The 12,624-nt window shown below is 45.8% G+C and carries 10 protein-coding genes; 7 read left to right on the top strand and 3 right to left on the bottom strand.

What is annotated here, in order from left to right; genetic code table 11:
• The first annotated feature begins 332 nt into the window (after positions 1-332).
• Both NC238_00510 and NC238_00505 read left to right on the top strand, forming a co-directional pair.
• Positions 333-1,337 (top strand): acyltransferase family protein, encoded by a 1,005-nt coding sequence (locus tag NC238_00510; GenBank protein MCM1564436.1) that lies wholly within the window; start codon positions 333-335, stop codon positions 1,335-1,337.
• A gap of 189 nt (positions 1,338-1,526) precedes the next feature.
• Positions 1,527-2,177, top strand: a complete 651-nt coding sequence (locus tag NC238_00505; GenBank protein ID MCM1564435.1) for an HAD hydrolase family protein — start codon at positions 1,527-1,529, stop codon at positions 2,175-2,177.
• Here NC238_00505 and NC238_00500 read toward each other — a convergent pair.
• Positions 2,163-3,551, bottom strand: a complete 1,389-nt coding sequence (locus tag NC238_00500; GenBank protein MCM1564434.1) for an NAD(P)-binding protein — start codon at positions 3,549-3,551, stop codon at positions 2,163-2,165. The two genes, NC238_00505 and NC238_00500, sit on opposite strands and share 15 nt — an antisense overlap.
• Before the next feature lie 74 nt (positions 3,552-3,625).
• Here NC238_00500 and NC238_00495 point away from each other — a divergent pair, with 74 nt between their 5' ends.
• From NC238_00495 to NC238_00485, 3 genes are all read left to right on the top strand, one after another.
• Positions 3,626-5,077 carry a Na+/H+ antiporter NhaC family protein gene (locus NC238_00495; protein ID MCM1564433.1) on the top strand — a complete coding sequence of 484 codons (1,452 nt, stop codon included), beginning with the start codon at positions 3,626-3,628 and terminating at the stop codon, positions 5,075-5,077.
• A gap of 114 nt (positions 5,078-5,191) precedes the next feature.
• Complete coding sequence (locus tag NC238_00490) at positions 5,192-6,031, top strand: PRC-barrel domain-containing protein (protein MCM1564432.1); 840 nt, start codon at positions 5,192-5,194, stop codon at positions 6,029-6,031.
• Between the two features lie 12 nt (positions 6,032-6,043).
• On the top strand, positions 6,044-6,421 hold the full coding sequence (locus NC238_00485; GenBank protein ID MCM1564431.1) for a hypothetical protein: 378 nt from the start codon (positions 6,044-6,046) through the stop codon (positions 6,419-6,421).
• Between the two features lie 38 nt (positions 6,422-6,459).
• Here NC238_00485 and nth read toward each other — a convergent pair whose 3' ends face one another.
• Entirely contained in the window at positions 6,460-7,113 is a 654-nt protein-coding gene (nth, locus tag NC238_00480; GenBank protein ID MCM1564430.1) for an endonuclease III, read from the bottom strand.
• Positions 7,114-7,141: 28 nt separating this feature from the next.
• Entirely contained in the window at positions 7,142-8,521 is a 1,380-nt protein-coding gene (locus NC238_00475; protein MCM1564429.1) for a nucleoside kinase, read from the bottom strand.
• 267 nt (positions 8,522-8,788) lie between these two features.
• On the opposite strand from NC238_00475, the gene thrC reads away from it, so the two are divergent.
• Together thrC and acs are read left to right on the top strand one after the other, a co-directional pair.
• Positions 8,789-10,270: a threonine synthase gene (thrC, locus tag NC238_00470; GenBank protein MCM1564428.1), complete on the top strand. Its 1,482-nt coding sequence runs from the start codon at positions 8,789-8,791 to the stop codon at positions 10,268-10,270.
• 367 nt (positions 10,271-10,637) lie between these two features.
• Positions 10,638-12,569, top strand: coding sequence for an acetate--CoA ligase (acs, locus tag NC238_00465; protein MCM1564427.1), 1,932 nt, complete (start codon positions 10,638-10,640; stop codon positions 12,567-12,569).
• The last annotated feature ends 55 nt before the right edge of the window (positions 12,570-12,624 follow it).

The raw sequence follows: 12,624 nt of genomic DNA, 5'->3' as shown, positions 1-12,624 counted from the left end.
TGCTGAATAAAAGCCAGAGATTAGGCTATGCAATATATAACCAGCGTAAGCGGAGCATGGATTGCGCAGCGCGGCTGTTTGCGCCAAGGAGGGCGCAACATGCCGGAAGCGGCTTATATATTGCGTAGCCCTACCTTGTTAGGTTTTATTAAGTCATACATAAAACGATTCATTTAGAAGAAGGAGTATCGCTCCACTACTTTTATGGCAGTTTTGCGATACCCCCTTTTTTCGGCTTAAATCAAAAATCCTGAGATTATTAGAAAAATGAATGATATAATCAGAACATATGAAATCGGTTAAACATTAGGATAAGAAAGGAACAAGCCAGGATGAATCAAAGAGATCCGTACTTCGATAACCTGAAATTCATGCTGATTGTTTTGGTGGTTGTCGGTCATATCATTGAACCGCTCATCTATATTCCAGTCTTCAAATCCATTTATGCGTTCATTTATTCATTTCATATGCCGCTGTTTGTTTTTATTTCCGGCTATTTTGCCAAGAATATTGATGATCCGAAATATGAGATAAAAATCATCAGCAAACTGGTAATACCCTATGTTATTTTCGAAATGATCTATTCCGTTTTTGACTTTTGGATTTTCCATAAGGAAAGCCTGCATTTTACTTTTTTTACACCATACTGGATGATGTGGTTTTTATTCAGCATGATTATTTGGAAAGCGGCACTGCCTTATGTGGTCAGGATCAGATATGCGCTGCCTGTTACCTTTCTTTTCGGCCTTATTGCCGGATATACGGGTGAGCTGGGTTACTACGCGAGTCTGTCGCGGATTGTTGTTTTCTTTCCGTTTTTCCTGGCAGGCTTTTATTTTGAGAAAAAGCATCTGGAAAAGCTGTTGACGAGAAATTGGCGCTTCGCTGCTGTCTGTGTTATGCTGCTGGCTTTTCTGACCTTTTGTTATTTTGGTCAGAATTATACCGTTTCGTGGTTTTATGGGAGCGCATCTTATCAAGCGCTTGGCGCTACGGAATGGTATGCGGGGTTTTACCGAGCGGGTATTTACCTGCTGGCTGTAGTTTTAGGGTTAGGCGTGATGCTGCTGGTGCCTGGCAGGCAGATTCCTCTGGTTTCAGCGTTGGGGCGCAATACGATGTATACGTATCTGCTTCATGGATTGATCGTGAAGGCCCTTGTTGCATACGGGTTTTATCAGATTTTGCAGACAGGACCGCAGCGAGCGCTGGTAATAATACTTGGGGCAGCGCTGGCAATCATCCTGGCCTTGAACGGAATCAGAACTTTGTTTAAATGGATGGTTGAACCCAAGGTGTCTTTTCTTTTTAAGGAGAACAGCAAACAAAATATTTGAAGGCTATATATTAGCGAATATGAGAGAAGTCAATAATTGGTTAATAAAAATAAATATTTATTGAATTAGAAAATCTCCTTCAGGATACAACTATACGGTCAGTTCTTTGGTGCATTAGAAAGTATTCGTACAATCAAGGAGGGGATTAGCATAGGAATCAAGCTTGCTGTATTTGATATTGACGGCACACTGGCACCAACGGACGATCCGATTACTGCCCAGGTAGCCTGTAAATTAAGATCGCTGGAACGTCAGGGGATCAGAATTGTTTTTATTTCCGGTCGGACGGCTTCCTATCTGGCGGGATTGGCCAGGGGAATTGGGATCTGTCAACCTTTGGTTGCAGGAGAAAACGGCGGCGTTATTTTTGAGCCGCTGCGTAAATGGGAGAAAAAGCTTGAAGCTATTCCGCACCAGATAGGTGAAGAAATGAAGCAAGACCTTCTAAAAAAATTTCCGGATCTTTGGTTCCAGCCCAATCAGACGATGCTGACTGCCGCACCTAAAAATTTAGCAAGGATTAATTCACTGCATCAGGCAGCACAAGCTCTGGAAGCGGTGAAGAAAAACCATTATAAAATCAATAAATACGATGATTGTGTGGAAATCATGCCTAATCAAAACAGCAAGGGGCGGGCCCTTGCTGTCATTAAAGATATCCTTGATATTCGCAGTGAGGAAGTTATTGTATTCGGGAACACAATTGTCGATTTGCCAATGAAAGACGAAACAGAGGACTTCCTTATGATCGGGGATACCGCCAGAGCCGAAGGCATCTGCAACTACCCAAGTATCGAAGAAGCTTTCAACTACCTCGAAGACCAGCTAAGCCTTCTTTAGGATATTGCGGGCAACGTAGATGCCGCTGGCTGCGGACTGGGACAGGGAACGGGTAATGCCTGCTCCGTCGCCAATCGCATAAAAATTCGAATACTTTGTTTCCAACTGCTTGTTCAGTTGGGGCCTTGCCGAATAAAATTTTACTTCGACACCATAAAGCAGGGTATCGTAGTTTGCCGTTCCGGGTGCGATTTTATCTAGTTTATAGATCATTTCAATAATATTATCAAGATGGCGTTTCGGAAGGGCTAGACCGAGATCGCCAGCGTTTGCGGATTGTAAAGTGGGTTTGGTGAAGGATTTCATCATCCTTTTTTCATTTGTGCGCCGGCCTTTCACAAGATCGCCGAAACGTTGAACGATAACGCCTTCACCGAGCATGTTGGAAAGCGTGGCGATATATTTGCCATACTTTAATGGTTCGTTGAACGGAGAAGTAAATTTATTGCAGACCAGCAGCGCAAAATTCGTATTGTTGCTTTTCAGTTTATCGTCGGAATAGCTGTGACCGTTTACAGTAAGTACGCCGACGGTATTTTCTGTGACGACATGTCCCCGGGGATTCATGCAGAAGGTTTTGACCAGGTCATTGTATTTTCGGGTGTAGTAATGCAGCTTAGCCTCGTAGACTTCATCGGTGATCTGACTGAACACTTCGTAAGGAAGTTCGACTCTGACGCCGAGATCAATTTGGTTGTTTGTCATTGGGATACTCATCTTCCTGCATAGTGAAGTAAACCACTCGCTTCCAACCCGGCCAACCGCGCAGACCAGACAGTCACAGGAATATTCCCCGCTGGCTGCGGACAGAATATACCTGTCTTGATCCTGGGAGATATCGGTGATTTCTGTCTTATGTCTGATTTCAATTTTTTCTTTTAAAAAGTTGAAGATATTGGTCATAATTTTAAGATTATTCTCAGTGCCGAGGTGTTTGACTTCGGCCTGGAGAAGATGAAGATCATTTTGGAGCGCAATTTTCCCGATTTCACGCGCTTTGGGAGTTTTGGTACTGAAACGTTTGGTCGTTGCGCCAAAGTCAACAAGAATGGAATCCATATACTCTATCAGATCCATGACATTGTCATTGGAGACATACTCATTCAGCCAGCCACCAAATTCGGTGGTAAAATTATATTTTCCGTCAGAAAAGGAACCGCACCCTCCGAACCCCTCCATGATCGCACAGGTCGGGCAGTTGGCACATTTCACTGATTTGTTTTCAGTTAGGAGGCATTTTCGGTCGCGTATGCTGTTTCCTTTTTCAAAAATGCAGATGTTAAGCTTAGGGTTGTGTTTGATCAGTTCATAGGCACACATTATACCGGAGATTCCACCGCCGACAATACCGATATCATAATGCTTCATGATCATAGTCCTCTCATTTCAAATGATTCAACCCATAAAAAGTATAGCATTTGTCTTTTGGAAAAGGAAGTGAATATCGTTTGCCAAGTCCCGGTATGCTCGTCTACTTTGCTTTTATTCTTTTGATTATCATTGCCATTTCTTTTAAGAAAAAACCGGTAATCATTGCTGCCCTTGGACTTCTGGCAGTAGGCGTGCTGGACACCGGCAGCTTCTTTGCGGGGATCCAGGTTGCTTTCCGGGGGTTTCTCCTGACAGCTGCGGATCTGCTTCCGATCATCCTGCTGATTGGATTGGTGGTCGCTATGACCGGCATGCTGAAAGAAACGAAAACGGAAACCATCCTAATCAAACCAATCCTGAAAATTAAAAATGCCGCTTATTTATACTGGCTCGCAGGGGCTATGCTTCTTTCCTTAAGTTTATTTTTATGGCCGACACCTGCAGTTTCCCTGCTAGGGGCTTTGATCCTTCCACTGATTCACCGCAGTCGGATCCCTCCACTTGGTTTGGCGGTTGGTCTTTGCATTTTTGGCGAAGGAATTGCGCTAGCCGGTGATTACGTAATTCAGGGTGCGCCCGGTCTTACCGCCAGGTCAGCAGGCGTCGCTCTGGAGCAGGTCTTACGGCAGTCTCTGCCGCTCGTATGCGGAAGCGGAATCATCGCTTCGTTAATCGGCTTTCGGGTAATGACGGTTCAGCAAAAGAAAAGCATTCCTGCGTACGTGGTGGCAGACAACAGGGAACGACTGGACGGGCAGAAGGGGGAGGAGCAGCAAAATGAGCAAGAACAAGAAGAACAAGAAGAACAAGAAGAACTTGATGTACTTCCGCCGATAAAGCAAAACCATCAGAGTCAGAAAAGAAAAAGAACGATCCTGGCCCTGACGGCAGCTGCGGTTTACTTGCTGGCAGTAATCTGGCTGATCTATGGCAGACTGCGGGGAGACAGTGCCGTAGCGGTTATCGGCGGCGTAACGCTCCTTGTCCTAATTTTTGGTACGATTCTGACTGATTATAAGACATCTTTTAATACTTTTGGGCGGCATATCCAGACCGGAATGAAGTTTTCGATGGAGGTATTTGCCCCGATCGTTGTAATATCAGGTTTCTTTCTCCTCGGGACGCATTCCGGTTATGAAAATGTCCTGCTGCACCAAGGGGCGGGCTATCTGGAACAGCTGGCCGATAAGTTATCTGGTATCGTGGTGCTTAATAAGTATTCCTGTGCTTTGCTGGTGATGCTTACAGCGGTATTGGGGGCAATGAGCGGATCAGGTTTCGCTGCTCTGCCGTTAGCCGGCGGGATTGCGGCGGCTCTCGGACAGGCGGCCGGAATCTCAGCCGTTCCGTTGGCCGTTCTGGGACAGGTTACGGCGATCTGGACAGACGCTGCAGTGATTCCATGGGGATTTCCGGCTATTGTTAGTGCAGTCACCCAAACGGAAGCCGCACAGATTATCCGGCTGAATGTGCTGCCCTGGCTGGCTGCACTTTGTTTCACCCTCATATGGACCTTATTCAGTTATTGAAGCAATAAGGTTGTATTTGTATTTTATTCGATAAAGAAGGAGAATTTTGTATGATTGTAGAACTACATTCAGAGCAATGATAGTCATTTTTAATAGGCGGGAGGATATCGGAAAATGAAGTCTTCGGCAGAAATTCGGGGTTTGAAAATTATCAGCATCAATGAAGGAAAGCAAATCAGCACTGTCAAAGACATCATCATCAATTCTGAGGATGGGAGTTTGGCTTTCTTTGTTATCGACCAGCCGTCAGATTATTTTGGTGCAAGATTAATCGCTTACGCCGATATCCTGGGGCTGGGGGATTATGCATTAATTATCAATGACAGCACCGTTGTTCAGGATGTTGCGCATAACGACCTTGCCGTGGAACTTCTGAAAAAAGATGTTAAGGTCGTTAGTTCTCAGGTTCTGACGACCCGGGGGTGCCTGATAGGTCAGGTGAAGGAAATACTGTTCGATGAAACAACCGGAACGATTTCGGCCTGTGAGGTCGTTGATCCGCAAGGGAAATGCAGCGAATTTAAATGTGATCACGTGATCACGTACGGCAAGGAGATCATTCTAATTGATGACAATCCTTCTGCAGGAAAACAAGCCAAAGAACAGATCAAGCCGGAACGGAACAAGGCTTTAGAGTCATCCGAGCCATCGAGGGGTAAGGAGAGCTCGGCCTTGAGTGAAAAAGAGCTTCTGAAGAAGAAAATCGAACAATTTGGCAAGAGTGAAAGTTTATTGAAGACAGCTGAAAATAACGGGACAATTATATATCCGGAGGATTTTAATGTCTTTGAGCAGCGGCAGCTTCAGTTCCTGCTCGGAAAAACGCTGAATAATGACATTCAGCTTGAGAACGGTACAGTATTAAAAGCAGGAGAGCAAATTACGGGTGAGAATCTGTCCGGGGTGAAAAACCGCAGCACATTAATGCAGTTGACAGCTCATGTTGTAAAATAGGGTGGAAATAAAATGAATGCTACGAATTATGCACTGATTTGCGCCGTCCTCTTAACGGTCATATTCTGCTCTGCCGGGATATATCTGCTTGTACTGCTACGTTCAGCACGCCGGACTATGCAAATAATGGACAGTGCATTAAACACGGTCCGGGATACTGCTGCCAAAGCTGAAGAATTTATCGGGGAGGCGCAGGAAACCTTAAACGTCATTAATGCGAAATTGCCTGAGATGGTGGAAAATCTGGCCGCTTCTGCAGCCAATATCAAATCGGTCAGTGAAACGGCCAGAGTTCAGCTTGTTGATGAAAATGAACCGGGGCAACAAAAAAAAACGGGCAGATTTATGTTCAAAGGGTATTCGTTCTGGAAAAAGCTAAAGAAGCACTGATACTTAATATCTATCATTTTATTCAGGAAGAATTGATACTAGGAAGCGCTGGTAAATGCCGGACAGCAGTCTTTCAAGGGACAGACCGGGCATTCCGGCTTCCGGGCATGGCAAAGTCTGCGACCGTGAAAAATCAAACGGTGATGGGTATCAATCCATAGTTCCATAGGGATAAGAGCGGTAAGCTCTTTTTCTACTTTAGAAGGGTCTTTTTCCCGGGACAGGCCGAGCCGATTGGCAACCCTCAGCACATGGGTATCCACAGGCAAAGCGGGAATGCCATAGGCGTTTGCTAAGACTACTCCGGCTGTTTTACGGCCAACCCCCGGCATTTTTACGAGGTCATCCAGATTCGCGGGGACATCTCCGTGATGTTCTTCAATGAGCAGCTTGCAGGTTTGCAAAATGTTTTTGGCTTTGGTGCGGAAGAGTCCGATCGGGCGAATGATCTCTTCAAACTCGCGGGAAGTGATCTCCAACATCTTTTTGGGTGTGGGGCAGCGTTCGAAAAGTACGGCTGTTACTTTGTTGACCTTTTGGTCTGTTGTTTGGGCACTGAGAATCGTTGCGACAAGGAGTTCAAAGGGGTTGCGGAAATTTAGCTCACAGTGTGCTTCCGGATAGGTTTGTTCTAAAATACGAAGAATGCGGTTCATTTTACAATCACGCATCATAAGTCTGTTGGGTTCCATCATTTTCTCCTTGGATGATTTGTTATGGCTATTCACTATAGATACTGCCACCGATAAATTCTCGGAGGATTGAATTTAAGGGGATGTTGGTTGTGTCCATTGGTTCGAAAAACGATAGAAGATTCAGCAAACGAATTGAAGTATCGTAAAACATATTTGTTTCCTGGATTTTTTCAAGAAGGGGTTCGGCAAAGGAACGTAGAGCGTTCATTTCAAAGAGCAGGCTGGAATTAAACATGATATCAGCTTCTTCCTGGTAGCGGAAAACGCTGGTATTTTCCCCGCGTCTGACACTTGGCCACTGATTCAGAGTCCGCTCTGGACCAAAGCCCCTGAATTTATCGTCGCGTACAATTCGTCTGATCAGTCTCGCCTCAGTTGTCGGGACGCGGTTGTGGCGGTCGATATTCAGCAGGAAAAGCGCACTGATATAGATTTTAAAGAAGGAATTCCTGTTAATGGTGAGCAAACCTGGGTTTAGGGCATGAAGGCCTTCGACCAGCAGGATATTGTCCGAGTCGAGACGGATATCATTTCCGTCCGGATTTCTCTTTCCGGTGAAAAAGTTGAATACCGGCGTCTGGACCGTTTCTCCCATAATCAGCTTATCCAGATGTTCATTGAGCAGTGCAAGGTCCAGGGAATATAGGGTATCAAAATCCAGCTGTCCGGAAGCATCACGCGGAATGTTTTCCCGATTCAGGTAATAGTTGTCCAGAGATAAGGAAATCGGTTTCAGGCCGTTAACGATCAGCTGAGTCGAGAGACGCTGGGTAAAGGTCGTCTTTCCTGATGAGGATGGTCCTGAAATCAGCACGATCCTGACATTTTTATTTTCATTGGTTATGATATCCGCAATATCCGCAATCTTTTTCTCCTGGAGAGCTTCAGCAATATTAATGAGATCGATGGAGCGGCCGTTTCTGATATAGGAATTCACGTCCTTGACCTCAGACAGATCCAGGATTTCAAGCCAGCGTTGCGTTTCCACGTAGGTTGCTGAAAGTTTTTTGGGAAGAACAAAGTCTGCCAAATAACCGGATTCATCGGAAAAATCCAGGATAAACCCCGGCTGAAAAGGAATAAGCCGGAAATCCTTGATGACAGAAGTATCCTCGAAGGCGGAATAAATCGATTTAATAATGGTTTCATCCAATTTATAGATATGAAAACTCTCGTCTTTCCCTAAAAATCCAATGAAATTTTTATGACTAGCCCAGTTCTTTAGTGTTGTTTCAATCAATCTGACTTCTCTGGGAGAAACCAGGGAGCCGGAAAATTCACAATAAACGCCGTCAAGAATGGAATATGGAATCTTCAGTATTTCTTCGGGGAACAGTTCCTGGATCACCTTGATTAAGCCAAGCAGCAAAGTCTGTCTGTATTTGCGGGTGAAATTATCTTTCATCGTATTTCGCCTTGCTTTCTGGTTGATTTGAGGAATGTCAAGCCATATGAGTCATTTTATCCAGTGCATCAGTCGCTTATCCAATATATTCTTGCTCAGGCGTAAAATACCTTGTCTTGTGTTCAAAATAATACAGGATAATCCTTGATAGTTAAGCAGGATTCTATTATAGTTATATTGTTTTTACGTGTCTTTTCATATAAAATCAAGTAAAATATCAATTATTGATGATTGAAATATTGCACAGTGATTATTGGAGGAGAAAAAATGTATCTTAGTACCCGCGGCAACATTGATGCTCAGACCTCTGCCCAGGCGATTGCTCTAGGAATGGTACCTCAGGGAGGACTATTTGTTCCTCAGGAGATCCCCTGCGTGGATTGGAAACAATATGCCAACTGCAGTTACGCAGAGCTTGCGCTGCAAATTATGAAGCTGTATTGCGGAGATCTACCGGCAGGAACGCTGGAAGAAGCAGTCAAAGTATACGGAGACGGACGTTTTGATACGTCAAACCCCGCACCGCTTGTTGAAGTCGGCGGCTGCGGGATGCTGGAACTCTGGCACGGCCCGACTGCTGCTTTTAAGGATATGGCCCTGCAGGTGCTGCCTTATCTGCTTACTGCAAGTATTAAAGAACTTGGGCTTGATGTGGAAGTTCTGATTCTTACGGCGACTTCCGGAGATACCGGCAAGGCCGCCTTGGACGGATTTAAGGATGTTCCGGGTACACGGATTGTGGTTTTTTATCCCGACGGCGGCGTCAGTGCTGTGCAGGAACGCCAGATGGTTACAACAGGCGGAGGAAATACTTTCGTTGTGGCGATCAACGGAAATTTTGACGAGTGCCAGACTGCAGTTAAAAAGATTTTTTCATCTGAAGAACTGCGCCAAAAGCTGAATGCCAACCATATGGTTTTTTCCTCAGCGAATTCCATCAACTGGGGAAGACTGCTGCCGCAGATCATTTATTATTTCTGGGCCTATCTCGAGGCAGTAAGACTGGGAAAAATTGCTGCGGAAGAGAAAATCAACATCGTGGTCCCCACGGGTAATTTTGGCAATATTCTGGCCGCTTATTATGCTAAAAGAATGGGACTGCCACTGGGCAAGCTGATTTGTGCATCAAATAAAAACAATGTGCTTACGGACTTCTTCACTGCCGGAACTTATGAGAGCAACCGTCCGTTTTATCTGACTTCGTCACCTTCAATGGACATCCTTATTTCCAGCAATTTTGAGCGTTTTTTGTTTGAAGTATCCGGAAGGGATGCCGGCAAGATCAGTAGCTGGTTCCAACGTCTCTCCAGCGAAGGGAAGTTCAGTGCGGATCCGGATACTTTGACTGCCTGTAGGGAGAATATGACCGCTGGCTGGACGGATGAAGAAGGTGTTTTCGAAACCATTAAAAAAGTGTATGAAGAAGACAACTATCTGCTGGACCCGCATACGGCTGTCGCGATGAAGGTTTACAACGATTATCGAGAAAATAGCGGGGACAAAACGTTTACTGTCCTGACTTCAACGGCGAGTCCTTTCAAGTTTGCTCAAAGCGTGCTGACAGCAATTGCCGGCGACAGGTACAGAGAATGTGACCCCTGGGAAGCGTTGACCGGGCTCAGCGCTTTGACAGGCTGGAATATCCCTTCCGGGCTGCAGGATTTAAGAGAGAAGTCTGCCCAGGAGGTATACCGGTGCCAGCCGGAGGAAATTACCGCTTATCTGGAAAGGAAATTTCTCAAGGACTAGCACCTATGTTGGACATATTTGGATTGGCACTTGCATTTGAAAATATCATCAAGTAAAATAATTAATTGGAAGGATGGGGAACCTTCCTGGGAGAAAAGGTGGACGAGGTGGCTGAAACAGGCAGTGGAACGTACGCTGCCTGTTTCACTTATTAATCTATAAGCAGGAATGAATGATCAGATGAGAAGCAAGATATTTAAAGACACATCAAGATAACAAAGAAATCTGGAGATACCGGCGAAGGCCGGTATTTTGCGTTTAACCCTTAAATACGGGCAATTGGCTCCAAAGCAGACGATTCGGGCAGTCGGTTATGATATGATACAAATATAAAATTATAGTTGGGTCGGTAAGGAGGAAAAACGAGATGTCCAAAGAGATTACCCTAAGTTCAGAAAATAAACACGTCTTTCAGAGTTCAGCGGAATTCAGGAAAGATGCCCTCATTTCCGACCCGGGCATTTATCAAAAGGCAGAAGACAGACTGGCTTTTTGGGAAGAGAGGGCTTCAACGCTTAGTTGGTTCAAAAAATGGGATACTGTTCTGGAGTGGAATCCGCCATTTGCCAAATGGTTTAACGGTGGTAAACTCAATGCGTCCTACAATTGTTTGGATCGGCATTTAGCCGGGCCCCGGGCGGATAAAAATGCCATCGTTTTTGAGGGTGAAAATGGTGATACAGAATCGTTCACCTATAAAGAGCTGCATCATGAAGTCGGCAAATTCGCCAGCGTACTCCGATCCCTCGGTGTGAAAAAGGGGGATGTTGTCACAATTTATATGCCGATGATTCCGGAAGCAGTCATTGCCATGCTGGCCTGCTCCAGAATCGGAGCGCCTCACAGTGTGGTTTTTGGCGGATTCAGCGCTGAGGCCATTCGGGACAGAATCAATGATGCTAAATCTAAGATTGTGATTACGGCTGATGCCGGCTATCGCCGCGGAAAGGTCCTTCCGTTAAAAGAAAATGTTGATGAGGCGCTGAAAGGTGTCGCGGAAATTGACAAAGTCGTGGTGGTCAGACGGGTGGGCCTTGATAATGCTGTACAGGGAGAAAGAGATGTCTGGTATCATGAACTGATGAAGGATGCTGCAGCCGATTGTCCGGCTGAAGAAATGGATGCGGAAGATATTTTGTTCATCCTATATACGAGCGGCACCACCGGAAAGCCTAAAGGCGTCGTGCATACGACCGGAGGTTACCTGACAGGTGTTTCGACTACGCATCAGTACATTTTTGATCTGAAGGAAAATGACATTTACTGGTGTACAGCGGATATCGGCTGGATCACAGGCCACAGCTATCTGGTATATGGCCCGCTGGCCAACGGTGCGACGGTATTCCTTTTTGAAGGGACGCCTGACTATCCTGCGAAGGACAGATACTGGGAGCTGATTGAAAAGTACGGGATAACCATTTTGTATACCGCGCCTACGGCAATCAGGACCTTTATGAAATGGGGAGAAAGCTATCCCCAGAAAAGAAACCTGACCAGTCTAAGACTTCTCGGGACAGTTGGAGAACCGATCAATCCTGAAGCCTGGTTATGGTATCACAAGTATATCGGCGGAGAAAGATGCCCGATCGTTGATACCTGGTGGCAGACTGAAACAGGAATGATTATGATTTCAGCTCTGCCAGGAGTAACCGACATGAAGCCTGGCTCCTGTTCTGTGCCTTTCCCGGGTGTCAAAGCCGAAATATTGAACAGATCCGGACAGCCGGTTCAAAACGGAGAGGTTGGATTCGTGGCGATCACGGAACCATGGCCGGCAATGCTCAGAACGGTTTATGGCGATGACAAACGCTATAAGGATACCTACTGGGGAACATGGCCAGGCAGATACTTTGCCGGGGACGGGGCCAAAGTCGATGAAGACGGTTATTTCTGGATTATCGGCAGAGTCGATGATGTCATCAATGTCTCCGGGCATCGAATCGGTACAGCAGAAGTTGAAAGCGCTCTTGTTGAGCATCCGGCTGTGGCTGAAGCTGCCTGCATCGGTAAAAGCCATGAAGTGAAAGGGCAGGCGATCGCAGCTTTCGTCACTCTCCGTGAAGGAGTTGCAGCCAGGGAAGACCTGGTGAACGAACTTAAGAATCATGTTGCCGCTAAAATCGGGGCAATCGCCAGGCCTGATGAAATTCATCTTACGGAAGAATTGCCGAAAACCCGCAGTGGAAAAATTATCCGCAGAATTTTGAGGGACATCGCTGAAGGGCGGGCAATCGGTGATACAACGACCCTTGCCGATGCCTCAGCAGTTGAAGCACTGCAGCAGATTGGGAAGCAGTAAGAGCGCAGGTATTAAGATTAAGGATTACGAGCAGGTACAAATGTTCCGGCTAAAA

Origin of the sequence: Dehalobacter sp. (assembly GCA_023667845.1) — a bacterium.
GTDB lineage: Bacteria > Bacillota > Desulfitobacteriia > Desulfitobacteriales > Syntrophobotulaceae > Dehalobacter.
The sequence above is the reverse complement of the archived record's forward strand: the minus strand, read 5'-3'. Positions and strand labels throughout refer to the sequence as shown.

Bases quoted from the DNA above. Each gene is read 5' to 3' on its own strand.
- NC238_00490 (MCM1564432.1), top strand. From the start codon at position 5,192: ATGAAGTCTTCGGCAGAAATTCGGGGTTTGAAAATTATCAGCATCAAT.
- NC238_00475 (MCM1564429.1), bottom strand. From the start codon at position 8,521: ATGAAAGATAATTTCACCCGCAAATACAGACAGACTTTGCTGCTTGGC.
- acs (MCM1564427.1), top strand. From the start codon at position 10,638: ATGTCCAAAGAGATTACCCTAAGTTCAGAAAATAAACACGTCTTTCAG.
- NC238_00500 (MCM1564434.1), bottom strand. From the start codon at position 3,551: ATGATCATGAAGCATTATGATATCGGTATTGTCGGCGGTGGAATCTCC.
- NC238_00485 (MCM1564431.1), top strand. From the start codon at position 6,044: ATGAATGCTACGAATTATGCACTGATTTGCGCCGTCCTCTTAACGGTC.
- thrC (MCM1564428.1), top strand. From the start codon at position 8,789: ATGTATCTTAGTACCCGCGGCAACATTGATGCTCAGACCTCTGCCCAG.
- NC238_00510 (MCM1564436.1), top strand. From the start codon at position 333: ATGAATCAAAGAGATCCGTACTTCGATAACCTGAAATTCATGCTGATT.
- nth (MCM1564430.1), bottom strand. From the start codon at position 7,113: ATGGAACCCAACAGACTTATGATGCGTGATTGTAAAATGAACCGCATT.